This is a genomic window from Pseudomonas protegens, from assembly GCF_013407925.2.
Classification (GTDB): domain Bacteria; phylum Pseudomonadota; class Gammaproteobacteria; order Pseudomonadales; family Pseudomonadaceae; genus Aquipseudomonas; species Aquipseudomonas fluorescens_AP.
Map to the genome: position 1 here is coordinate 3,121,620 of NZ_CP060201.1, position 22,371 is coordinate 3,143,990.

The 22,371-nt window shown below is 64.1% G+C and carries 21 protein-coding genes; 15 read left to right on the top strand and 6 right to left on the bottom strand.

Going from position 1 to position 22,371, the window contains the following annotated elements:
• Positions 1-143 precede the first annotated feature (143 nt).
• The 4 genes from GGI48_RS14350 (at position 144) to GGI48_RS14365 (ending at position 3,176) form a co-directional block, all read left to right on the top strand.
• Positions 144-461: a DUF2388 domain-containing protein gene (locus GGI48_RS14350; RefSeq protein WP_016963713.1), complete on the top strand. Its 318-nt coding sequence runs from the start codon at positions 144-146 to the stop codon at positions 459-461.
• 115 nt (positions 462-576) lie between these two features.
• The gene (locus GGI48_RS14355) at positions 577-870 is read left to right on the top strand and encodes a DUF2388 domain-containing protein (protein WP_260620673.1); all 294 of its coding nucleotides are present in this window, start codon (positions 577-579) and stop codon (positions 868-870) included.
• A gap of 27 nt (positions 871-897) precedes the next feature.
• Positions 898-1,218 carry a DUF2388 domain-containing protein gene (locus GGI48_RS14360; protein WP_016963715.1) on the top strand — a complete coding sequence of 107 codons (321 nt, stop codon included), beginning with the start codon at positions 898-900 and terminating at the stop codon, positions 1,216-1,218.
• On the top strand, positions 1,215-3,176 hold the full coding sequence (locus tag GGI48_RS14365; protein ID WP_179598864.1) for a DUF4105 domain-containing protein: 1,962 nt from the start codon (positions 1,215-1,217) through the stop codon (positions 3,174-3,176). Before GGI48_RS14360 ends, GGI48_RS14365 begins: the two co-directional genes overlap by 4 nt.
• A gap of 104 nt (positions 3,177-3,280) precedes the next feature.
• Here GGI48_RS14365 and GGI48_RS14370 read toward each other — a convergent pair whose 3' ends face one another.
• A complete protein-coding gene (locus GGI48_RS14370; RefSeq protein ID WP_179598866.1) occupies positions 3,281-3,682 on the bottom strand; it encodes a GFA family protein in 402 nt (133 codons plus the stop codon).
• 319 nt (positions 3,683-4,001) lie between these two features.
• Here GGI48_RS14370 and GGI48_RS14375 point away from each other — a divergent pair, with 319 nt between their 5' ends.
• From GGI48_RS14375 to GGI48_RS14415, 9 genes are all read left to right on the top strand, one after another.
• Positions 4,002-5,309, top strand: coding sequence for a CitMHS family transporter (locus GGI48_RS14375; protein ID WP_123723794.1), 1,308 nt, complete (start codon positions 4,002-4,004; stop codon positions 5,307-5,309).
• A 67-nt stretch (positions 5,310-5,376) separates the two neighbouring features.
• On the top strand, positions 5,377-6,144 hold the full coding sequence (locus tag GGI48_RS14380) for a TerC family protein (RefSeq protein WP_016963723.1): 768 nt from the start codon (positions 5,377-5,379) through the stop codon (positions 6,142-6,144).
• 216 nt (positions 6,145-6,360) lie between these two features.
• Complete coding sequence (locus GGI48_RS14385) at positions 6,361-8,019, top strand: Na/Pi cotransporter family protein (protein WP_016963724.1); 1,659 nt, start codon at positions 6,361-6,363, stop codon at positions 8,017-8,019.
• A 56-nt stretch (positions 8,020-8,075) separates the two neighbouring features.
• Positions 8,076-9,470, top strand: coding sequence for a M16 family metallopeptidase (locus tag GGI48_RS14390; protein WP_103740812.1), 1,395 nt, complete (start codon positions 8,076-8,078; stop codon positions 9,468-9,470).
• Positions 9,471-9,619: 149 nt separating this feature from the next.
• Positions 9,620-10,663 carry a DUF5924 family protein gene (locus GGI48_RS14395; protein ID WP_179598869.1) on the top strand — a complete coding sequence of 348 codons (1,044 nt, stop codon included), beginning with the start codon at positions 9,620-9,622 and terminating at the stop codon, positions 10,661-10,663.
• A gap of 54 nt (positions 10,664-10,717) precedes the next feature.
• The gene (locus GGI48_RS14400; RefSeq protein WP_179598871.1) at positions 10,718-11,866 is read left to right on the top strand and encodes an ABC transporter permease; all 1,149 of its coding nucleotides are present in this window, start codon (positions 10,718-10,720) and stop codon (positions 11,864-11,866) included.
• The gene (locus tag GGI48_RS14405; protein ID WP_016963728.1) at positions 11,863-12,666 is read left to right on the top strand and encodes an ABC transporter ATP-binding protein; all 804 of its coding nucleotides are present in this window, start codon (positions 11,863-11,865) and stop codon (positions 12,664-12,666) included. Before GGI48_RS14400 ends, GGI48_RS14405 begins: the two co-directional genes overlap by 4 nt.
• Position 12,667: 1 nt before the next feature.
• On the top strand, positions 12,668-13,606 hold the full coding sequence (locus GGI48_RS14410; RefSeq protein WP_179598873.1) for an MlaD family protein: 939 nt from the start codon (positions 12,668-12,670) through the stop codon (positions 13,604-13,606).
• A complete protein-coding gene (locus GGI48_RS14415; RefSeq protein WP_179598875.1) occupies positions 13,603-14,232 on the top strand; it encodes an ABC-type transport auxiliary lipoprotein family protein in 630 nt (209 codons plus the stop codon). Before GGI48_RS14410 ends, GGI48_RS14415 begins: the two co-directional genes overlap by 4 nt.
• 72 nt (positions 14,233-14,304) lie before the next feature.
• On the opposite strand, the gene GGI48_RS14420 is transcribed toward GGI48_RS14415, so the two are convergent.
• The 5 genes from GGI48_RS14420 to GGI48_RS14440 form a co-directional block, all read right to left on the bottom strand.
• Complete coding sequence (locus GGI48_RS14420; RefSeq protein WP_016963731.1) at positions 14,305-15,534, bottom strand: nucleoside recognition domain-containing protein; 1,230 nt, start codon at positions 15,532-15,534, stop codon at positions 14,305-14,307.
• A 176-nt stretch (positions 15,535-15,710) separates the two neighbouring features.
• Positions 15,711-17,042, bottom strand: coding sequence for a glutamate/aspartate:proton symporter GltP (gltP, locus tag GGI48_RS14425; RefSeq protein WP_179598877.1), 1,332 nt, complete (start codon positions 17,040-17,042; stop codon positions 15,711-15,713).
• 744 nt (positions 17,043-17,786) lie between these two features.
• Positions 17,787-18,254: an inhibitor of vertebrate lysozyme family protein gene (locus GGI48_RS14430; RefSeq protein WP_179598880.1), complete on the bottom strand. Its 468-nt coding sequence runs from the start codon at positions 18,252-18,254 to the stop codon at positions 17,787-17,789.
• Positions 18,255-18,256: 2 nt separating this feature from the next.
• A complete protein-coding gene (locus tag GGI48_RS14435; protein WP_002555679.1) occupies positions 18,257-18,421 on the bottom strand; it encodes a DUF1328 domain-containing protein in 165 nt (54 codons plus the stop codon).
• A gap of 81 nt (positions 18,422-18,502) precedes the next feature.
• Positions 18,503-18,787 (bottom strand): hypothetical protein, encoded by a 285-nt coding sequence (locus GGI48_RS14440; protein WP_016963952.1) that lies wholly within the window; start codon positions 18,785-18,787, stop codon positions 18,503-18,505.
• Between the two features lie 441 nt (positions 18,788-19,228).
• On the opposite strand from GGI48_RS14440, the gene algB reads away from it, so the two are divergent.
• Entirely contained in the window at positions 19,229-20,575 is a 1,347-nt protein-coding gene (algB, locus tag GGI48_RS14445) for a sigma-54-dependent response regulator transcription factor AlgB (RefSeq protein WP_016963951.1), read from the top strand.
• Between the two features lie 10 nt (positions 20,576-20,585).
• The gene (locus GGI48_RS14450; protein WP_179598881.1) at positions 20,586-22,370 is read left to right on the top strand and encodes an ATP-binding protein; all 1,785 of its coding nucleotides are present in this window, start codon (positions 20,586-20,588) and stop codon (positions 22,368-22,370) included.
• Position 22,371: the final 1 nt, after the last annotated feature.

Here is a 22,371-nt window from a genome sequence, read left to right on the forward strand (position 1 = left end):
GCAACCGCTCAGCCTAATATCTGCAACGACGTAGCGATTTTCGCCCTGGCTGCGTCAGAACAATCAGACACAGCACCTCGCAGTGGCTGCCCGGCGTCTCACTCAGCGCCCTTCCTTTGTCTGTCCATTCACAGGAGTTCCCTATGTCCCGTCTTCGCCTGCTCGGCGCTGCCGCACTGCTGGCCCTGGCCGCCAATGCCAACGCCACCAGCCTGATCGTGACCACCGATGCCATCGTCGGCGCGCTCAAGGCCACCACCGACGCTACCTCCGACGCCACCTCCTCGCTGCGCGACAACAAGATCGTACGCGCCGCTCGGGATGACGCCGCCAGCTTCGTCGCCACCGACGGCGCCATTCGTGGGGTGAAACTGGAAAGCGCCTTCGACCACATTCGTCAACAGGCTCCGCAACTGCAGGCCACTGACGCGCAGCTGGCCCAGGCAATCCTGGCGATCTGAACGAAGATTTCAGGTGCGCCCACGCACCTGAAACCCTCTGCGCTGGCCCTGTCCGGACCATTGCGCTAGCCTTGGCGCTGATTTTCAGCTGTCGAGACTCAAGGGTTTGTTCCGAATTTCGCTTTTTGCTCCAGTATTCATCGCCGTCTGTTGGGCCGGCTCGGTACAGGCATTCGACCTGACCACCCAAAGCTCGGTCGTCACCGTTTACGCCACAAGCCAGGTGACCTCGGCGCCCTTCGACCATAAACTGCTGCTCGCCGCCCAGGATGACGCCGCCGCCTTCGTGGCAACCGACGGCCAACTGCGTGGCGCGCGCCTGGAGTCCGCCCTGAACTATCTGCGGCAGCACCGGGCAAAACTTCATGCCAGCGACCTTGAACTGGCGCAGGCAATTCTCGTCCAATAGTCACCCCTGTTATTCCGGAGTCGTTCCATGCGTAGCCCGCTGATTGCCGCCACCCTTGGCCTGCTGTTGTTGGCCGACGTGGCCCAGGCACACACCCTGGTGGCCACCAGTAACATCATCGTCCGTGCCTCCGGCCGCACGATCGATTTCACCTCGGACACCACCACCTCGATCCGTGACTCCAAAGTCGTGCGCGAAGCCCACGACGATGCCGCCAGCTTCGTCGCCAGCAACGGTGATATCCGTGGCGCGCAACTGGAAGCCGCGTTCACGGCCCTGCGTACCCAGCTGCCGGAAGCCCGTGACGCCAGCGATCAGGTTCTCGCCGAAGCCATCCTCGCTCTGTGAAACCATTCCTCGCCTGGCTGCTGGCCGGGACCCTGGCGCTGCTCTGCGGCACCGCCCAGGCCGACCTGCAATTGCGCCTCAAGACCGATGGCTTGAGCCCGGCGCAACAACACGCCAGCCAGGCGCTGCTGGATGAAGCGATGCAGGCACTGCCGCCGCGCTTCATCCAGCAACTGGATCGCACCATCGATGTCGGCTGGACCGACCAGATGCCCGACAACGCCTACGGCGAGGCATCCCTGGTGTCGGAGCTGGACCTCAATCGCGCCCTGCTGCCGAGCCTGACCGACGGTTCCGCCGCCACCCAGAAGACCAGCCGTCCCCACGGCACCGTACGCCGGGAAATGCTCGCCACGGTGCTCCACGAACTGACCCACATCTATGACCGCGCGCGCCTGTGGCCCAGCGCCGAACGCAGCCTGATCCAACGCTGCACCCGCAGTAACAGCACCACCGGGCTGATCGGCCTGCCGGATGAGTGCCGCGGCCAGAACGACCGACGCTTCACCCTCAGCGATGACCCGCGCCTGCTGGACCTGGCCGGCTGGCCGCAATATGTCGGGCGCCGCGGAGAACGGGAGCAGCACAACCGCCAGATCGCCCGCAGCCCGGACCTCTACGAGATCACCAACCCGAAGGAATTCGTCGCGGTGAACATGGAGTACTTCCTCCTCGACCCGAGCTACGCCTGTCGCCGCCCGGCGCTGTACCGCTATTACCAGGCGCATTTCGGCTGGGCCCCGGCCGCCAAGGACCACTGCGCCCAGTCCTTCGCCTTCCTCAATGCCGGCAACGACTTCGCCAAGACGCCGCTGGGCAAGGTGGATCCGGAACGGGTCTACGCGGTGGATTACCTGCTGGCCGAAGCCAACCAGAACTGGGTCAGCCGCTGGGGCCACAGCATGCTGCGCCTGGTGATCTGCGCCCCGGGCCGTCCCCGCGGGCCGGATTGCCGCCTGGACCTGGACCAGCACCTGGTGCTGTCCTACCGCGCCTTTGTCGGCGACGTGCAGCTGTCCAGCTGGGACGGCCTGGTGGGCAAGTACCCGTCGCGGCTGTTTGTCCTGCCGCTGTCCCAAGTGATCGACGAATACACCAAGACCGAACTGCGCAGCCTGGCCTCGGTGCCCTTGAAACTGTCGCGCAGCGAGATCGAGGAAGTGGTGGAGCACGCCGCCGAGATGCACTGGAGCTACGACGGCAACTATTACTTCCTGTCCAACAACTGCGCGGTGGAAAGCCTCAAGCTGCTGCGCAGCGGCAGCAACAACAAGCAACTGATCGGCCTCGACAGCATCATGCCCAACGGCCTGCTGGAAGTGCTCAAGGGCAGGGGACTGGCGGATACCAGCGTGCTCGACGACCCACGCGAGGCACTGCGCCTGGGCTATCGCTTCGACTCCTTCCGCGACCGCTACCAGGCCATGTTCGAGGTGATCAAAAAGCACTTGCCGATCAAGCAGGCCAGCGTCGAAGACTGGCTCTCGCTGAGCGCAGGCGAGCGCCGCCAGTGGTTCGACCGAGCCGATCTGCGCACCAGCGCCGCCTTGCTGCTACTGGAGCAGGCCAGCTATCGCCGGCAACTGCTGCTGGCCCAGGACGAGGTCAAGCAGCGTTACCTGGGCGCGCGCGAGCTGAAGAACGGCGGCATGGAAAAGGCCAACAAGACCTTGCAGGAAATTCTCGCCAACAGCGGCTTCCTCAGTCGCCCGGCGGAACTGCTGGGCAGCAGCGGCTACGGCTTGCCGCAACCCGGTGAATGGCAGCGCCTGGAGTCCGAAAGCAGCGAGCGGCAAAAGCAGCTGCAATCCCTGACCGGTGAACTGGACAAGGAAGTGCGAGCCCTGCTGGAGCCGGAGCGGGCCGCTGAGATTGCCGCCAACGAGGCCAACTTGAAGCTGGTGGGCGAGCATTTGAGGACGTTGCACAAGGCGGCGGGCGGGCTGGAGCTGCCGTAGCCGCTGCCGAGCCCGCGAGGCTGAGAAAAGGACCGAAGGGCCTTGCTGGGCGGCCTTGGGAGCCTCGCGACCGCTGCGCGCTCGTGCGCAGCCTGCGGCAGCGGCTACAGGGTTTCCTGCGGTTCTTGCGGCAGGTGCTCGTCCAGATGCAGCCAGGGCAGGCGGCTGTCGGTCCAGATGTGCCGGTCCGCCGGGGCCAGCTCCGGGTGGTCCAGGGTGGCGATGGTGACATCGATGCTGTCCGGGCTCAGGTGGGTGACCAGCGCCAGGTGAGCACCACAGTTGTCGCAGAAATAGCGCGCACAACTTGCAGCAGAGTCGTAGCAGGCGGGAACCCCTTGCAGCCACTTGAAGGCCGAGGCGGGCAGGGTGATCCAGGTGGTCACCAGGCCGCCACTGACCCGGCGGCAGATCGAACAATGGCAGTGGGCGATATCTCGCAGCGGCCCGCTGAACTGGTAGCGCAGCCGCCCGCAGTGGCAGCCTCCGCAGTGCAACTCACTCATGTGCATGCCTCCTGTGGGCCCATGCCCGTCACTTTATGCCGCTGGTCGCCTGCGGCAACATCCGCCGGTTCCTTTCAATGGCGAAAGCTGGCTGAAAGCTTCCCCGATTAGGATCGCCTCCACTACCGGCAACAGACCGGTTGGCCACAGCGGGCGTTTCTCGCGCTCCCGGCCCTATTAACAACAACAATGGTGATTCTGATGTCCGCTCGTACCCGCCTGTTCGCTTCGACTCCTCCCGTACGCCTCGTGCTTGCCGTTCTGCGCTGATCCCACCCGGTTCGCCATTCCCTAGCCGCGCTACGCCTGGAGTATTCCCATGCTGACTTTCCTTGGCTTTGCCATGGTCATCACCTTCATGTTCCTGATCATGACCAAGCGCCTGTCGGCGCTGATCGCGCTGATCATCGTACCCATCCTGTTCGCCCTGTTCGGCGGTTTCGCGCCGAAGATCGGCCCGATGATGCTCGAAGGCATCACCAAGCTGGCGCCCACCGGCGTGATGCTGATGTTCGCCATTCTGTATTTCGCCCTGATGATCGACTCCGGGCTGTTCGACCCGGCGGTGCGCAAGATCCTCAAGCTGGTCAAGGGCGACCCGCTGAAGGTTTCGGTGGGCACCGCGGTGCTGGCCCTGGTGGTGTCCCTGGACGGTGACGGCGCCACCACCTACATGATCTGCGTGGCCGCCATGCTGCCGCTGTACAGCCGCATCGGCATGAGCCCGCGGATCATGGCCGGACTGATCATTCTCGCCGGCGGGGTGATGAACATGACCCCCTGGGGCGGCCCCACCGCCCGGGCCGCCAGCGCCCTGCACGTGGACCCCTCGGACATCTTCGTGCCGATGATCCCAGCGATGCTCGCTGGCGTGGTGGCGATCCTGGCGATCGCCTACCTGTACGGCAAACGTGAGCGTGCACGCCTGGGTGAACTGCACCTGGCGGGCGACGAGATCGATCACAGCGAAATCAGTGTCTCGCAATACCCCGACGCCCGTCGACCGAAGCTGATCTGGTTCAACGGAGCCCTGACCTTCGCCCTGATGTGCGCGCTGATCGCCGGACTGCTGCCGCTGCCGGTGCTGTTCATGGTGGCCTTCAGTATTGCCATGATCGTCAACTACCCCTGCCTGCAGCAGCAGAAGGACCGGGTCGCGGCCCACGCCGGCAGCGTGCTGGCGGTGGTCGGGCTGATCTTCGCCGCGGGTATCTTCACCGGCATCCTGTCGGGCACCGGCATGGTCGATGCCATGTCCAAGAGCCTGCTGGCGGTCATTCCGGACGCCCTGGGGCCGTACCTTGCGGTGATCACCGCGCTGGTGAGCATGCCGTTCACCTTCTTCATGTCCAACGATGCCTTCTACTACGGCGTGCTGCCGGTGCTGGCCGAAGCCGCCAGCCACTACGGCATCACCGCGGTGGAAATGGCCCGGGCGTCGATCGTCGGCCAACCGGTGCACCTGCTCAGCCCGCTGGTACCCTCGACCTATCTGTTGGTGGCCCTGGCCGGCATCGAGTTCGGCGACCATCAGCGCTTCACCCTCAAGTGGGCAGTGCTGGTCTGCCTGTGCATAATGTTCGCCGCTTTGCTGATGGGGATCTTTCCGCTGTTCAGCACGTTGTAAAGGCAATGATTCCCCGCCCGGGCCGGCTCCACGGCCCGGGCCATAACACTCGCGCAAAGGACTACACATGGAATGGCTGACCAACCCGGAAATCTGGGTTGCCTTCTTTACCCTGACTGCCCTGGAGATCGTCCTGGGCATCGACAACATCATCATGATCTCGATCCTGGTCAGCCGCATGCCCAAGCACATGCAGGCACGCACCCGGATCTTCGGTCTGGCGCTGGCCATGGTCACGCGGATTCTGTTGCTGCTGTCGATCACCTGGGTCATGCGCCTCACGGCCGACCTGTTCGTGGTCTTTGGCCAGGGCATTTCCGGGCGTGACCTGATCCTGTTCTTCGGCGGCCTGTTCCTGCTGTGGAAAAGCTCCCAGGAGATGTACCACGCCCTGGAAGGCGAGGACGAAACCCTGGACGAGCCCAAGGGCGCTGGCGGCAAGTTCCTCTACACCATCATCCAGATCGCGATCATCGACATCGTCTTCTCCCTGGATTCGGTGATCACCGCGGTGGGCATGGTTTCCCACGTGCCGGTGATGGTGGCGGCCATCATCGTCGCCGTGCTGGTGATGATGCTGGCGGCCGGGACCATCAGCGAATTCATCGACAAGCACCCGTCGCTGAAGATGCTCGCGCTGTCGTTCCTGCTGGTGGTGGGTACGGTGCTGATCGCCGAAGCCTTCGACGTACACGTGCCAAAAGGCTACGTCTACTTCGCCATGGCCTTCTCCCTGGCGGTGGAAGCCATCAACATCAAGATGCGCACCGCCATCGCGAAGAAGAAAAAACAGCAGGATCCGGTGAAACTGCGCAAGGACGTTCCCGGTCAGTAACCGCGAATCTGCGTAAGGAAAAAGGGGCTTTCGAGCCCCTTTTTCACGTCTGCAGCCGGTTGTTTTCATGACGGTTTTGTTTCAAACGCCGGTTGAGCTATGCGATGCTGGCGCCCCGTGCGTTAGCCAACTACAGCTTAGATACATAACCTAGAACCGCGCGCGACAACGTCCACTGGCCCCGCTTGGGGCTCTTCACCCCAGGGGGGCCGTCTCATGCTGACCCTGCTCAATCTGCTTTCCGCCGTGGCCTTGCTGATCTGGGGCACGCACATCGTCCGTACCGGCATCCTGCGGGTCTACGGCTCCAACCTGCGCCATGTGATCGGCCAGAACATGGCCCGGCGACCGCTGGCCTTCGTTGCCGGCATCCTGGTGACGGCCATGGTCCAGAGCAGCAACGCCACGGCGATGCTGGTGACCTCCTTTGTCGGACAGGGCCTGATGGCCCTGACTCCGGCGCTGGCGACCATGCTCGGCGCCGATGTCGGCACCGCGCTGATGGCCCGGGTGCTGACCTTCGACCTGTCCTGGCTGTCGCCGCTGCTGATCTTCCTCGGGGTGATCTTCTTCCTCTCGCGCAAGCAGACCCGCGCCGGCCAGCTGGGTCGGGTCGGCATCGGCCTGGGGCTGATCATCCTGGCCCTGCAACTGATCGTCGAAGCCGCCGCGCCGATCACCCACGCCCAAGGGGTGAAGGTGCTGTTCGCCTCGCTGACCGGCGACATCCTTCTGGATGCCCTGATGGGCGCGGTATTTGCCATGGTGTCCTACTCCAGCCTGGCGGCGGTGCTGCTCACCGCCACCCTGGCCGGGGCCGGCGTCATCAGCCTGCCGGTGGCCATCGGCCTGGTGATCGGCGCCAACATCGGCAGCGGGGTGCTGGCCTTCCTCGGCACCAGCATGCAAAACGCCGCCGGTCGCCAGGTGGCCCTGGGCAGCCTGCTGTACAAGCTGATCGGCCTGCTGCTGATCATTCCGGTGCTCGACCCCCTGGCCCACTGGATGGACAGCCTGGACTTCAGCCCCCAGGAAGTGGTGATCGGTTTCCACCTGCTGTACAACACCGCGCGCTGCCTGTTGCTGCTGCCCAGTGTCGGCCCCATGGCCCGGCTCTGCAGCTGGCTGCTGCCGGAGCGGCCCCAGGACAACGGCCGCGCACGCCCACGGCACCTGGACCCGGCCGCCCTGGCCACCCCGAGCCTGGCCCTGGCCAACGCCGCCCGGGAAACCCTGCGCATCGGCGATCTGATCGACAACATGCTGGAAGCCATGCGCGATGTGCTGCGGGGCAAACAGACCGCCATCACCCAGGAGCTGCGTGCCCTGAGCGACGACGTCGAAGCGCTGTACAGCGCCATCAAGCTGTACCTGGCGCAAATGCCCCGGGAAGACCTCAGCGAGCAGGACAGCCGGCGCTGGGCGGAAATCATCGAACTGGCGATCAACCTCAAGCTGGCCAGCGACCTGATCGAGCGCATGCTGCGCAAGGTCCAGCAGCAAAAGACCTCGCAACGCCGCTCCTTCTCCGAAGTGGGCCTGGAAGAGCTGACCGGGCTGCACGCGCAACTGATCGCCAACCTGCGCCTGGGACTCTCGGTGTTTCTCAGCGCCGACCCGGAAAGCGCCCGGCAACTGCTGCGGGAGAAACGCCGCTTCCGCGCCCAGGAACGACGCCTGGCCCACGCCCACGTCAGCCGCCTGCAGCGCAAGATCGTGCAGAGCATCGAGACCAGCTCCCTGCACCTGGAGCTGATCGCCGACATGAAGCGTCTCAACTCACTGTTCTGCAGCAGCGCCTACGTGGTCCTGGAAACCTCGGACACCGGGGCGCTGGAAGTCGAGGACATGACTGACATCACCCATTCACCCTGAACGTCCAGAGTTATCTGAAGTCTCTAAAACTTACGCACGCCGTAAGGAAGCTTGTTATGCGTTGTCTGTTATTCGCCTGCCTGTTGCTGGGCAGCGCACAAGGGTGGGCCCTGGATCGTTTCCAGGTCGAAGGCTATACCCTGCCCAACGGCCTGCAGCTGCTGCTCAAGCCCGGTAGCGAACGCGGCCACGTAGCGATCCGCCTGGTGGTGGGGGTCGGCCTGGACGATTTCCCCTGTGCCGACAAGGAGCTGCCGCACCTGTTGGAACACCTGCTGTTCAGTGGCATCGACGCCAGCGGCGAAGGCGGCCTGGAAGAGCGCATGCAAGCCCTGGGCGGCGAGTGGAATGCCTACACCAGCAACGCCGATACCACTTTCGTCATCGAGGCCCCGGCGAGAAACCAGCGCAAGGTCCTCGACCTGCTGCTGTCGCTGCTGACCCGCACCCGCCTTGACGACCAAGCCGTGGCCGCCGCCAAGCAGGTGGTGGAGCGTGAAGACGGCGGCCATTACTCGCACCTGCAACGCTGGCTCGACCGCCAGGACCTGGGTCACAAGGCCAGCAACCAGCTGGCGGTGGAACTGGGGCTCAAATGCGCCGAGCGCGCCGAGGTCGGGCACCTGACCCTGGCTCAGCTGGAGCAGGTACGTAAGGACTGGTACGCGCCCAACAACATGACCCTGATCGTGGTTGGCGAACTGGATCGCCTGTTGCCGGCCTATCTGGAGCGCACCTACGGCGCCCTGGTTCCGGTGGAGCCCAGCGAGCACCCCGACTTGCCGCAGATCCAGGGCACGGCCGCCGCCGAGCGCAACCTGATCCATGGCTGGGTAGGGCAGAGCGCACAGTTGCACTGGCTGTTTCCCGAGCCCCTGCTGGAGCAGCAACACGACGAGACATTCGACCTGCTCAAGGACTACCTGGACTGGGCGCTGTACCGCCAGCTACGCCTGGAGCACGAACTGTCCTACGGCCCCTGGAGCGATCGGGAGGTCTTCGGTGGGGTTGGGTTTCTCAGCCTCAACGCCGACCTGGAGCGTGATGCGCTGCCCCAGGCCCGGCAGGTGGTCGAACAGCTCAAGGCGAGCCTGCTCAAGGACGGCCTCGACCCGGCCACCTTCGAGCGCCTGAAACAGGCCGCCATCGACCGCCAGGCCTGGGCGGTGCAAGGCAACAGCGCCCTGGCGGACTACTACTGGAGCGCCCTGGGAGATTTCGACAACGGCCGTTTCAGCGACCCGGCCAAGCGCCTGCGCGCCGTCAGCCTGGAACAGGCCAATCAGGCCCTGAGGCAACTGCTGCAACAGCCGGGCTACCTGCGCATCGAAAAGCCGCTGCTGGGCGACGAACAACTGCTGTGGCTGGGCGCGGGCCTGCTGGGCCTGATCGTCTGCGCCAGCCTCGGCGCCTACCTGTGGCACCGCCGGCGTCCCGCACCTGCGCCGTAGCAGCAACCCAGGCATTGGCCGCGCAGCTTGCGGCCGACGGCGCGGCCGGCTGTGTTGCACGCTCCAGCCCAAGCCAGCTCCCTCGCCACGGGCAGCGGCCAACGGTATCCTGTCGCGGTTTTTTCCTGCCCAGACTGTGACCCCGCCCGATGCCTAACCTGACCCTCTATATTCAGCGCGTTCTGGAACTGATCAAGCGCTACCCGGGGGTCATTGCGCTCGGCGGTTTCATCTCCGGAGTCGGCAGTTTCATCCTGGTGGACCGACAGCAGAGCCTGGCCTCGTGGATCGCCGTGATCCTGCTGGTGAGCTGGGTCTGGCTGATGCTGGAAAACAGCCTGACCCAGCTGTTCACCAAGGTCTTCAAGCGCGAGATCCCGCAGCCGCTGCTGCGTTACGCCACGCAGATGATCCACCAGGAAAGCCTGTTCTTCGTCCTGCCGTTCTTCTTCATCACCACCAGCTGGAACAGCGGCCAGCTGGTGTTCACCGGCTTGCTGGGAGCGGCGGCGCTGATTTCCATCACCGACCCGCTGTACTACAAATGGCTGGCCCCGCGGCGCTGGCTGTTCCTCGCCCTGCACACCCTGACCCTGTTCGCCGCCTTGCTCACCGCGCTGCCGCTGATCCTGCACCTGACCACGGCCCAGAGTTTCAAGCTGGCCCTGGGCATCGCCATGCTCCTGTCCTTCCCGAGCCTGGCGTCGATCCTGCCGATCCGCAGCCTGCGCAGTGCCCTGGCGGTGCTGGGCATCACCCTGGCCATCGGCGGCACCGGCTGGCTGCTGCGCTCCTGGGTGCCGCCGGCCACCCTGTGGCTGACCGAGGACGCCATCAGCACCCAGCTTCAGGACCGCACGCCGGGGGACAGCCTGGAACAGGTCAGCAGCCGCCAGGTGCGCAGCGACGGCTTGTACGCCTACACCGCGATCAACGCGCCCCGGGGCCTGGACGAACGCATCTATCACGTCTGGCAGTTCAACGGCAGCGAAGTGGACCGCATCGCCCTGGACATCCACGGCGGGCGCAAGGAGGGCTACCGCGCCTGGTCCCACAAGCAGAACTTCCCGGCCAACCCGGCGGGCAACTGGCAGGTCCGGGTCATCACCGAGGACGGGCAGGTGATTGGCGTGCTGCGCTTCGAGATCACCGATCCAGATCAAGATACGGCCAAGAGCGGCGAGGCAAAGTAACGGGGATCGTGCTATTACGTAGCACTGCGCAATCGCCCCACAAGCTCGGAGCTTATGAATACCCGCATGACGCCCGGCACCGCTCAACTGGACAACGCCCACTCTCCGGCGCAACTGCGCATCGGCGGCGACTGGACGCTGGCCCACTACAGCGACCTCAAGCGCCTCTGCCAGAGCCTCGACGGCCACTACGACAGCAGTACCCACATCGACCTCAATGGCCTGGGAGCCCTGGACACCGCCGGTGCCTCGCTGCTGGTGGAACTGCTGGGCGCCGAACGCCTGGGCCAGTCCGCTGAACACCCGGGCTGCACCCTGTCCAGCGCCGATCGCGCACTGCTGCACACGGTCTACAGCTCGCTCAACGACTTCTGTGTGCCAGTCAAGGAACCGGAAATCTCGGTCAGCGTGCAACTGCTTTCGCGCATTGGCAGCGCGGTCTACACCGTCTGGCAGGACACCCTGAAGGTCCTGGGCTTTATCGGCCTGATCCTCGAAACCCTGGCCCGCGGCCTGCTGCGCCCCAAGCGCTGGCGCATCACCCCGGTGGTGGCGCATATCGAACAGACCGGCCTCGACGCCGCCCCCATAGTCGCCTTGCTGACCTTCCTGGTGGGGGCGGTGGTGGCCTTTCTCGGGGCCACGGTGCTGGCCAACTTCGGCGCCAGCATCTTCACCGTGGACCTGGTGGCGTTTTCCTTCCTGCGGGAATTCGGCGTGCTGCTGACCGCAATCCTCATGGCCGGGCGCACCGCCAGTGCCTTCACCGCGCAGATCGGCTCGATGAAGGCCAACGAAGAGATCGATGCGATCCGTACCCTGGGCCTGGATCCGATGGAGCTGCTGGTGTTGCCCCGGGTCCTGGCGTTGCTGGTGGCGCTGCCGATGCTGACCTTCCTGGCGATGCTCTCGGGGATCATTGGCGGCGCCGTGGTCTGTGCCCTGTCCCTGGATATCTCGCCGGCGATGTTCCTGTCGCTGCTGCATTCGGACATCGGCGTTAAGCACTTCCTGCTGGGACTGGTCAAAGCGCCGATCTTTGCCTTCCTGATCGCCGCCATCGGCTGCCTGGAAGGCTTCAAGGTCAGCGGCAGCGCCGAGTCGGTGGGCGCCCACACCACCTCCAGCGTGGTGCAGTCGATCTTCGTGGTGATCGTCATCGACGCCGTGGCCGCGCTGTTCTTCATGGAGATGGGCTGGTGAGCCGCCCGCCACGCGCGCCTGCCAAGGCGGTGATCGAAGTGCGCGGCCTGTGCAACCGCTTCGGCAAACAGAGCGTGCACGAGAACCTTGATCTGGACGTGTACCAGGGCGAGATCCTCGGCGTGGTCGGCGGCTCCGGCAGCGGCAAGTCGGTGCTGCTGCGCAGCATCGTCGGCCTGCGCCAGCCCAGCGAAGGCTCGGTGCGGGTCTTCGGCCAGGACCTGCCGAGCCTGCCGGAACAACAGCGCTCGCTGATCGAGCGGCGCTTCGGCGTGCTGTTCCAGAAGGGCGCGCTGTTCACCTCGCTGACGGTCACCGAGAACGTCGCCCTGCCACTGATCGAACATGCCGGGCTGTCTCGCGCCGACGCCGAACACCTGGCGGCGGTGAAACTGGCCCTGGCCGGGTTGCCACTGTCGGCGGCGGACAAATACCCGGCCTCGCTGTCCGGCGGCATGATCAAGCGTGCGGCCCTGGCCCGCGCCCTGGCCCTGGACCCGGACATCCTGTTTCTCGACGAACCCACCGCCGGCCTCGACCCGGTGGGCGCCGCCGCCTTCGACCAGTTGATCCTGACCCTGCGCGATGCCCTGGGCCTGAGCGTGTTCCTGGTCACCCACGACCTGGACACCCTCTACACCATCACCGACCGGGTGGCGGTGCTGGCGCAGAAAAAGGTGCTGGTGGCGGACGCCATCGATGTGGTCGCCGACACCCCGGACGAATGGATTCACCAGTACTTCCATGGCCCACGCGGCCGCGCGGCCTACCAGGCCGCTACACAGACCAACGAGGGATGACATGGAAACCCGAGCCCATCATGTACTGATCGGCCTGTTCACCGTGATCGTGGTGGCCGGCGCCTTGTTGTTCGGCCTGTGGCTGGCCAAGTCCAGTGTCGACAGCGCCTTCCAGGACTACCAGATCGTCTTCATCGAGGCGGTCAGCGGCCTGTCCAAGGGCAGTGCCGTGCAATACAGCGGGATCAAGGTCGGCGATGTGGTCAACCTGCGCCTGGATCCCAAGGACCCGCGCCGGGTGCTGGCGCAGATCCGCCTGGGCAGTGAAACGCCGATCAAGGAAGACACCCAGGCCAAGCTGGCTCTGACCGGCATCACCGGCACCTCGATCATCCAGCTCAGCGGCGGCACGCCGCAAAGCCCGCCGCTCAAGGGCAAGGATGGCCACCTGCCGACCATCATCGCCTCGCCGTCGCCCATCGCCCGCCTGCTGAACAACAGCAACGACCTGATGACCGGGGTCAACCTGCTGCTGCACAACGCCAACCGCATGTTCTCCCCGGACAACGTGGAACGGGTCAGCAACACCCTGGACAACCTGCAGAAAACCTCGGCCAGCATCGCCGGGCAACGTGATGACCTGCGCCAGCTGATGCAGCAACTGGGCACCATCAGCAAGCAGACCAGCGCCATGCTGGAACAGACCACCGCGCTGATGCGCAACGCCAACGGCCTGCTCAGCGACCAGGGGCAGCAGATGGTCGGCAGCGCGGCACAGGCCATGCGCAACCTGGAGCACAGCAGCGCCACCCTGAACAAGCTGCTGAGCGACAACCAAGACTCGCTGAACAACGGCATGCAGGGCCTCAATGGCCTGGCCCCGGCGGTGCGCGAACTGCGTGAAACCCTGAGCTCGCTGCGGGCCATCACCCGCCGCCTGGAAGCCAACCCCGGCGGTTATCTGCTGGGTAACGAGAAAAACAAGGAGTTCACGCCATGAAGCGTGCCTGTCGCCTGTTTGCCCCCCTGGCCTTGAGTGCCGCCCTGGCCCTGACCGGCGCCTGCTCGATCCTGCCCAAGGGCGAGCCACTGGACGTCTATCGGCTGCCGGTGAACCAGGCTGGCGCCACGGCCCCGAGCCAGTCCCTGCCGTGGTCCTTGCAGCTGCTCAAGCCCCAGGCCAGCGACGCGCTGAACAGCGCGCGGATCGCGGTGCTGCCCCAGGGCAACCTGATCAGCAGCTACAAGGCTTCGCGCTGGAGCGACCCGGCGCCGATCCTGCTGCGCAACCGCCTGCTGGATGGTTTCCAGCGCGATGGCCGGGTGCAGCTGTTGAGCACCGACGACAGCAACCTGCAGACCGACCTGGCCCTGGGCGGCGACCTGCAAGCCTTCCAGACCGAATACCAGGGCAACAACGCTCAGGTGGTGATCCGCCTGGATGCGCGGCTGATTCGTGGCAATGACCAGAAGATCCTCGCCAGTCGACGCTTTGAAGTGCGCCAGCCGCTGGCTGAAACCGGAGTGCCGGCGGTGGTGACGGGATTTGGCCAGGCCAGCGATGCGCTGACCCGGCAGGTGGTGGATTGGGCGGTGGGGCAGGGCAATCGGGCGCTCAAGCATTGAGCGCCCATTCGCCGGCAAGCCGGCTCCTACGGATGGTGTAGGAGCCGGCTTGCCGGCCAAGGCTCGGTCAACTCAGCCAAAGAACCAGTAGCAAACCGCAATCGCCGCCACCACGCCGGCGAACTCCGCCAGCAAGGCACAGCCCACGGCGTGCCGCACCCGCTGGATGCCCACCGCGCCGAAATACACCGCCAGCACATAGAAGGTGGTTTCGGTGCTGCCCTGGATGGTTGCCGCCACCAGCGCCGGGAAGCTGTCCACGCCCTGGGTCTTCATGGTTTCGATCAGCATCGCTCGCGCCGCACTGCCGGAGAACGGCTTGACCATGGCGGTGGGCAGGGCATCGACGAAGCGCGTGTCCCAACCGGCCCAGGCCACCAGGTGGCGAATACCGTCAAGACCGAAGTCCAGCGCCCCGGAAGCGCGCAGCACGCCGATGGCGCAAAGCATGGCCACCAGGTACGGCAAGAGGTTCTTGGCAACCTCGAAGCCTTCCTTGGCGCCTTCGACAAAGGCCTCGTAGACCTTGACCTTGCGCAGCGCGCCGATCACCAAAAACAGCATGATCAGGCCAAACAGCGTGAGGTTGCCGAGGATCGACGACAGCGACGCCAGGGCGCTGGCCGACAGGGTCGCCAGCAAGGCCATGAAGGCGCCCAGGGCCAGGGCCCCGGGGATCAGGTAGGCCAGCACCACCGGGTCCCACAAGCGCAGGCGCTGCATCACCGCCACCGACAGCAGGCCCACCAGGGTCGAGGCACTGGTGGCCAGGAGAATCGGCAGGAACACCAGGGTCGGGTCGGCCGCGCCTTGCTGGGCGCGGTACATGAAGATGGTCACCGGCAGCAGGGTCAGGGACGAGGCATTGAGCACCAGGAACAGGATCTGCGCATTGCTGGCGGTGGTGGCGCTGGGATTGAGTTCCTGCAGCGCGCGCATGGCCTTGAGGCCGATCGGCGTGGCGGCGTTGTCCAGGCCCAGGCCGTTGGCGGCAAAATTCAGGGTGATCAGGCCCAGGGCCGGGTGACCGGGCGGCACCTCCGGCATCAGGCGCTTGAACAGCGGGCCCAGGACCTTGGCCAACCATTCGACGATGCCGGCCTTCTCGGCGATCCGCAGAAAGCCCAGCCACAGGGTCAGGGTGCCGAACAGCAGCACCATCACCTCGACCGACAGCTTGGCCATGGCGAAGATGCTTTCCACCATGGCGGCGAAGATTCCGGCGTTGCCGCCCACCAGCCACTGCGCCAGGGCGGACACGGTCGCGACGATAAAGAAGCCAAGCCACAGGCCATTGAGCATCGGTCATACCCCTCGAAAGATGCGGCGAATGATAGCGGGGCGGGCAGAAACGACAAACCCCGGATCAACCGGGGCCTGTCATCTGTAGGAGCCGGCTTGCCGGCGAAGGCGAGCGTCAGGCATGTGCAGGGCTTGGGGCCTCTTCGCTGGCAAGCCAGCTCCTACGCAGCAGGCGCTTAGCCCTTGGTGGTTTCGCCGACTGGCAGCGGCTCTTTGCTGCGCCAGTGCGGCAGGGAGTTCCAGTAGCGCTGGCCCTTGGCGTCGTCGTACATGCCTTCCCAACGCGCGATGACCAGTACCGCCAGGGCGTTGCCGATCACGTTCAGGGCGGTACGCGCCATGTCCATCACCCGGTCGACACCGGCGATGAAGGCCAGGCCTTCCAGCGGAATGCCCACGCTGCCCAGGGTCGCCAGCAGCACCACGAAGGACACGCCCGGAACCCCGGCGATGCCTTTGGAGGTGACCATCAGGGTCAGCACCAGCAGCAGTTGCTGGCTGATGGACAGGTCGATGCCGTACAGCTGGGCGATGAAGATCGCCGCGATGGACTGGTACAGGGTCGAACCGTCGAGGTTGAAGGAGTAGCCGGTTGGCACCACGAAGCTGCAGATGGCTTTCGGCGCGCCGTAGGCTTCCATCTTCTCGATCACCCGCGGCAGCACGGTTTCCGAGCTGGCGGTGGAGTAGGCGAGCACCAGCTCATCCTTGAAGATGCGCATCAGCTTGAGCACCGAGAAGCCGAACAGGCGAGCGATCAGGCCGAGGATCACGAAAGCGAAGAAAGCGATGGCCACGTAGACCAGGATCACCAGCTTGGCCAACGGCAGCAAAGAGGCAAAACCGAAGTTGGCGACGGTCACCGAGATCAAGGCAAACACACCAATCGGCGCGTAGTTCATGATCATGTGGGTGACTTTGAACATGCTCTCGGAGACGCCCTGGAACATCTTCACCAGCGGCTCGCGCAGATCGGACTGCAGGCTCGACAGGCCCAGGCCGAACAGCACCGAGAAGAAAATGATCGGCAGCATCTCGCCACGGGCCATGGCCGCGAAGATGTTCGATGGAATCAGGTTGAGAATGGTCTCGATGAACGCGTGTTCATGCTGCACTTCGGCGGCGGTGGCCTGGTACTTGGAAATGTCCACGGTACCCAGGGTGCTCATGTCGATGCCCGCGCCCGGATGGAACAGGTTGGCCAGCAGCAGGCCGACGACGATGGCGATGGTGGTGACGATTTCGAAGTAGATGATGGTCTTCAGACCGATGCGGCCAAGTTTCTTGGCGTCGCCGACACCGGCAATGCCGACGATCAGCGAGGAGATGACGATCGGGATCACGATCATCTTGATCAAGCGGATAAAGATATCGCCCGCAGGTTGCAGGACGTTGCTGACCCACCAGGCTTTTTCAGCACTGAAATGATTGAGCAGCGCGCCAATCGCAATCCCCAGGACCAGACCAATGAGGATCTGCCAGGCGAGGCTTAATTTTGCCTTCTTCATATCATTACCCTTACTTCAGTTGGACTCGGGCTGATGCGCGAACTGGAACGCTCAATGGCGGAAAAGTTTGTGCATCGGCCCCCGTATAAGGTCATCCCGAGCGAGCATTTACAGCTCTGTGCGGGCGAAAAAAGGCGCAACTATTCCGATGCAAGGGGGGAACGTCTAATGCCGTAAACGCCTACCCTATGCCGAATCGGCATGAGTTTTTCCAAATAAAACGAGCGTCCCAACCGGTTCGAATACGACATTTCGGCAGGCATAAATGCCGTGAAACAGCCATTTCAGGCGGCGTGCAGGCATGTCTGAGAGGTCAGGAAAAGATCGTAAAAAACATGGGAATGTTCTGATTCGGTCGCCAGGAAACCCTGGGATTATTCCGCAAAGTTTCTCGATATACGGTCGCAGAGAAACACCCGGAAACGTTTGATCGGGGTCAAAGGAAGATTTTTTTCAGGATTCGCTTCGGTGTAGATGCAGCAACAGCTCTAGAACAGGTCTTTGCCCATTCAAGCACGCCGCAAGCCCTTCAAGTCGATGACGACTTGAGAGCTTGCGCCGCCGCTCTTTCCTGACCCGGCCCTTGCGGAGGTACTCCCTGTACCCCTAGGTCACTCCGATCATGCAAGCATCAGAACATCCCGGCCCCTTGGTCATGCACGCGCCTTCCTCGGGCGGTGCAAAGTCGAAAGCGCCTGGGCGGCCCTTTCGCCTATCTGTTATGCAATATCGGCAATACCGGACTCAGTACCAGTTCGGATCCTTGCGCAATTGCTCTTGCAGCAAAGCCTGCATGCCTTCGTCCGGCTTACCGAGGAAACGGTAACTGGCATGCCGCGTCGGCGACTTGTCCGCGGGCAGGCCGGCCGGTACTTCGACCCACAAGGCATAGGCATGCTTCTTGTCGAAGCTGAAGGCAACGATCAGCCGCTGGTTCTGACAGCTCTGCGCGGTTTCGCACAGCGGTCCGACCAGGTACTGATCGCCCCCCTCGGTCACGGCGTTCATCTGTTGTGGAGCATCACCCGACAGGTTCATCACCCATTCGGGCAGTCGCTCCTCCTGATGCACGACCTTCTGCCAGGTTTCACGAAACTGCGGATCGGAACCCAGCAGCTGGTTGGCGCGGGCCTGGCCATCATTGTCCGCCGACGCCAGGGCGCTGACGCCCAGCAACAGCACGGCGGCCAGGGTCTTCAACGAGGGACTCATGTTCAGCCTCGGCCACGACGGCCAAAGAAGAACGAAACGACGAACATCACCAGGAACACCACAAAGAGAATCTTGGCGATACCCGTGGCGGTGCCCGCGATACCACCGAAGCCCAGTACCGCAGCGACAATGGCAATGATCAGGAATGTGATTGCCCAGCTCAGCATGATGATTCTCCTTACTCTTCTATTAGTGATAGTGCCGGTGGAGCCGCCGGACGCCGCCTAATGCGGGCCGGCCCTTGGTGCCTAGAACACCCAGCGTTGCTGACGTGGCGCCTCAAGCGCCGGCTGCGCCTGATCGACGGCCATCAGTTGCACGGGCGTGGCGTCGTTGAGCTTGCTGCTCACCGAGCTGAAATGGGTCTGGGTGAAGTGATGGACCGGCACCCGCGGGGCAGGCGCCTGACTGTCCTGCCAGCGCTGGTACTGTTGCCCGGCGATTAGAGTGACCAGCAACGCCAGACTGGCGAACAGACCTTGCTGAAGGTGCAGTGGCGCAATACGCAATTGGGCAAGACGTTGGCGATTCATCCTGAAACTCCTCCCACACTGGTGGCGATGTTGTTATGGAAGCCATGGCTCGTGCTTCGCTGATAAGAGGGTTATTGCAGTCTGCATGCCAGCTTTTCCAAAGGAATAAATATCAATAAAATCAACAACTTAAACACGATCAAAAGAGCCGCCTCACACGCATCCTGCACGATGCACCCTGGCCGACCGTGCGAAATGCACGATCAACGCGGACCGCCTGGAGGGCTTTTTGATCTGAGGGGGAACTTTGCCGAGCGGCGGACAGCCTGATACAGACCCGGTGCATGCCAAGCATCTGTAAAACCCATTGAGTTTCAGTCGGTTAGCGATTTCGGCCGGAGATATCTAACCTGCATGCCGTGGAATCGATCAGAATCAACCTTGCAACTTGCCCGATTTATCTGGGACTAAATAAGACCATTCATTAAAGGAGCCTGGGAAATGGAGTCAGCGCCGGAGAATCAAGGCCGCATCCTGCTGGTGGATGACGAATCCGCCATCCTTCGCACCTTCCGTTACTGCCTGGAAGACGAAGGCTACACCGTGGCCACCGCCAACAGCGCAGCCCAGGCGGATGCGCTGCTGCAACGCCAGGTGTTCGACCTGTGCTTCCTCGACCTGCGCCTGGGCGAAGACAACGGCCTGGACGTGCTGGCCCAGATGCGCACCCAGGCGCCCTGGATGCGGGTGGTGATCGTCACCGCCCACTCCGCCGTGGATACCGCGGTGGACGCCATCCAGGCCGGTGCCGCCGATTACCTGGTCAAGCCCTGCAGCCCCGATCAACTGCGCCTGGCCACCGCCAAGCAACTGGAAGTGCGCCAGCTCTCGGCGCGCCTGGAAGCCCTGGAAGGTGAGGTGCGCAAGCCCAAGGACGGCCTGGACTCCCACAGCCCGGCGATGAAAGTGGTGCTGGAAACCGCGCGCCAGGTGGCCGGCACCGACGCCAACATTCTGATTCTCGGTGAGTCGGGCACCGGCAAGGGCGAACTGGCGCGGGCCATCCACGGCTGGAGCAAGCGGGCGAAGAAGTCCTGCGTGACCATCAACTGCCCGTCCCTGACCGCCGAGCTGATGGAAAGCGAGCTGTTCGGCCACAGCCGCGGGGCCTTCACCGGAGCCAGCGAAAGCACCCTGGGCCGGGTCAATCAGGCCGACGGCGGCACCCTGTTCCTCGATGAGATCGGCGACTTCCCCCTGACCCTGCAACCCAAGCTGCTGCGCTTCATCCAGGACAAGGAATACGAACGCGTCGGCGACCCGGTGACTCGCCGGGCCGATGTGCGGATTCTTGCCGCCACCAACCTCAACCTCGAGGACATGGTGCGCGACGGGCGCTTTCGCGAAGACCTGCTGTACCGCCTGAACGTGATCACCTTGCACCTGCCACCCCTGCGCGAACGCAGCGAAGACATCCTGACCCTGGCCGATCGCTTCCTCGCACGCTTCGTCAAAGAGTATTCGCGACCGGCCCGAGGCTTTTGCGACGAAGCCCGGGAAGCCCTGCTCAACTATCGCTGGCCGGGCAACATCCGCGAGCTGCGCAACGTGGTGGAACGGGCAAGCATCATCTGTCCCCAGGAACGGGTGGAGATCATCCACCTGGGCATGGCCGAGCAACCCACCAACAATGCCCCGCGGATCGGTGCCGCGCTGAGCCTGGACGAGCTGGAAAAGGCCCATATCGGCGCGGTCCTGGCCACCAGCGACACCCTGGACCAAGCGGCCAAGACCCTGGGCATCGACGCCTCGACCCTGTACCGCAAACGCAAACAGTACAACCTGTGAGCGCTCCCCCATGAAGTTAGCGATGAAACTGCGAACCCGGCTGTTTCTGAGCATCTCGGCCCTGATCACCGTCGCCCTGCTGGGGCTGGTGCTCGGGCTGGTCAGCGTGATGCAGATGGCCAGCACCCAGGAGTCGCTGATCCGCAACAACTTCATCACCCTGGACCTGGGGCTCAAGCTGCGCCAGACCCTGGGCGACCAGCTGATCATCATGCTCAGCAAGGAGCCCGATCGCGCGGCCCTGGAAGCCTCCAGGGAACACTACCTGGCATTGCTCGACCAGGGCATTGCCCAGGAACAGCAGAACCCGGGCCCCAGCCACTTTCAGCAGGCCCGCGATGACTACCTGAGTTTCTTCCAGGCCTTCGAGCGCATCAGCGGTTCCCCCGGGATCAGCGACAACCATGCGCTGACCGAGCGCTTCAATGCGTTGCGCAGCGGCCTGATCAACGAACACAAGAGCGCCCTGGACAACATCAGCCAGGTGGAGCGCCAGGCCCGTGAGCGCGCCCTGCTGGTGGCCGGCCTGCTGGGTCTGGTGGCCCTGGCGGTGCTGATCATCGGCTTCGTCACCGCTCACGCCATCGCCCAGCGCTTTGGCGGGCCGATCGAGGCCCTGGCCAAGGCCGCGGACAAGATCGGCCAAGGCAACTTCGACGTCACCCTGCCCATCTCGGCGGCGGCGGAGATGAACCTGCTGACCCGGCGTTTCGGCATCATGGCCGAGGCCTTGCGCCAGCATCAGGCAACCAATGTCGATGAACTGCTGGCCGGTCAGCAGCGCCTGCAGGCGGTGCTCGACAGCATCGACGACGGCTTGTTGATGATCGACCGCCAAGGCCGCCTGGAGCACCTCAATCCAGTGGCCCAGCGCCAGTTGGGCTGGGATCAGGAGCGCCTCGGCCAGGGCCTGGGCAGCGCCCTGCAACGCCCGGAGCTGGATGAGCAACTGCAGCTGGTCCTGCGCGGCGGCACCCTGGAGCGGGCCCCGGACGACCTGGATGTGGAGGTCGACGGCGAATCCCGCCTGCTGACCTACAGCCTGACCCCGGTGAGTCACACCCAGGGCCATATTCTCGGGGCGGTGATGGTGCTCCACGACGTCACCGAACAACGCGCCTTCGAGCGGGTGCGCAGTGAATTCGTGCTGCGCGCCTCTCATGAGCTGCGCACTCCGGTGACCGGCATGCACATGGCGTTCGGCCTGCTCCAGGAGCGCCTGCACTTCGCCGAAGAGTCCCGGGAAACCGACCTGCTCAATACGGTCAACGAAGAAATGCAGCGCCTGATGCAATTGATCAATGACCTGCTGAACTTCTCGCGCTATCAGAACGGCCTGCAGAAGCTCACCCTTGCTCCCTGTCCCCTTGAAGAACTGCTGGAGCAGACTCTGGAACGCTTCCGCGAACAGGCACAGCGCCAGGCCATCAGCCTGCTGCTGGACCTGCAGGCGCCGCTGCCGCGCCTGCACGCCGACCGGCCACAGCTGGAACGGGTGCTGGACAACCTGATCGACAATGCCTTGCGCCATACCGCCAGCGGCGGCCAGATCCGCCTGCAGGCCCGGCGGCACGGCGAGCGGGTGATCATCAGCGTCGAGGACAACGGCGAGGGCATTGCCTACGGTCAGCAGGGCCGGATCTTCGAGCCCTTCGTCCAGGTCGGGCGCAAGAAAGGCGGCGCCGGGCTCGGGCTGGCGCTGTGCAAGGAAATCGTCCAGCTCCACGGCGGCCGCATGGGGGTCTACTCAAGGCCGGGACAAGGCACCCAGTTCTACCTGGCCTTGCCCCTGTAGG

Coding starts and splice junctions, on each gene's coding strand:
- GGI48_RS14375 (WP_123723794.1), top strand. CDS start 4,002: ATGCTGACTTTCCTTGGCTTTGCCATGGTCATCACCTTCATGTTCCTG.
- GGI48_RS14395 (WP_179598869.1), top strand. CDS start 9,620: ATGCCTAACCTGACCCTCTATATTCAGCGCGTTCTGGAACTGATCAAG.
- GGI48_RS14440 (WP_016963952.1), bottom strand. CDS start 18,787: ATGAATCGCCAACGTCTTGCCCAATTGCGTATTGCGCCACTGCACCTT.
- GGI48_RS14380 (WP_016963723.1), top strand. CDS start 5,377: ATGGAATGGCTGACCAACCCGGAAATCTGGGTTGCCTTCTTTACCCTG.
- GGI48_RS14430 (WP_179598880.1), bottom strand. CDS start 18,254: ATGAGTCCCTCGTTGAAGACCCTGGCCGCCGTGCTGTTGCTGGGCGTC.
- GGI48_RS14350 (WP_016963713.1), top strand. CDS start 144: ATGTCCCGTCTTCGCCTGCTCGGCGCTGCCGCACTGCTGGCCCTGGCC.
- GGI48_RS14385 (WP_016963724.1), top strand. CDS start 6,361: ATGCTGACCCTGCTCAATCTGCTTTCCGCCGTGGCCTTGCTGATCTGG.
- GGI48_RS14420 (WP_016963731.1), bottom strand. CDS start 15,534: ATGCTCAATGGCCTGTGGCTTGGCTTCTTTATCGTCGCGACCGTGTCC.
- GGI48_RS14390 (WP_103740812.1), top strand. CDS start 8,076: ATGCGTTGTCTGTTATTCGCCTGCCTGTTGCTGGGCAGCGCACAAGGG.
- gltP (WP_179598877.1), bottom strand. CDS start 17,042: ATGAAGAAGGCAAAATTAAGCCTCGCCTGGCAGATCCTCATTGGTCTG.
- GGI48_RS14415 (WP_179598875.1), top strand. CDS start 13,603: ATGAAGCGTGCCTGTCGCCTGTTTGCCCCCCTGGCCTTGAGTGCCGCC.
- GGI48_RS14435 (WP_002555679.1), bottom strand. CDS start 18,421: ATGCTGAGCTGGGCAATCACATTCCTGATCATTGCCATTGTCGCTGCG.
- GGI48_RS14370 (WP_179598866.1), bottom strand. CDS start 3,682: ATGAGTGAGTTGCACTGCGGAGGCTGCCACTGCGGGCGGCTGCGCTAC.
- algB (WP_016963951.1), top strand. CDS start 19,229: ATGGAGTCAGCGCCGGAGAATCAAGGCCGCATCCTGCTGGTGGATGAC.
- GGI48_RS14360 (WP_016963715.1), top strand. CDS start 898: ATGCGTAGCCCGCTGATTGCCGCCACCCTTGGCCTGCTGTTGTTGGCC.
- GGI48_RS14450 (WP_179598881.1), top strand. CDS start 20,586: ATGAAGTTAGCGATGAAACTGCGAACCCGGCTGTTTCTGAGCATCTCG.
- GGI48_RS14400 (WP_179598871.1), top strand. CDS start 10,718: ATGAATACCCGCATGACGCCCGGCACCGCTCAACTGGACAACGCCCAC.
- GGI48_RS14410 (WP_179598873.1), top strand. CDS start 12,668: ATGGAAACCCGAGCCCATCATGTACTGATCGGCCTGTTCACCGTGATC.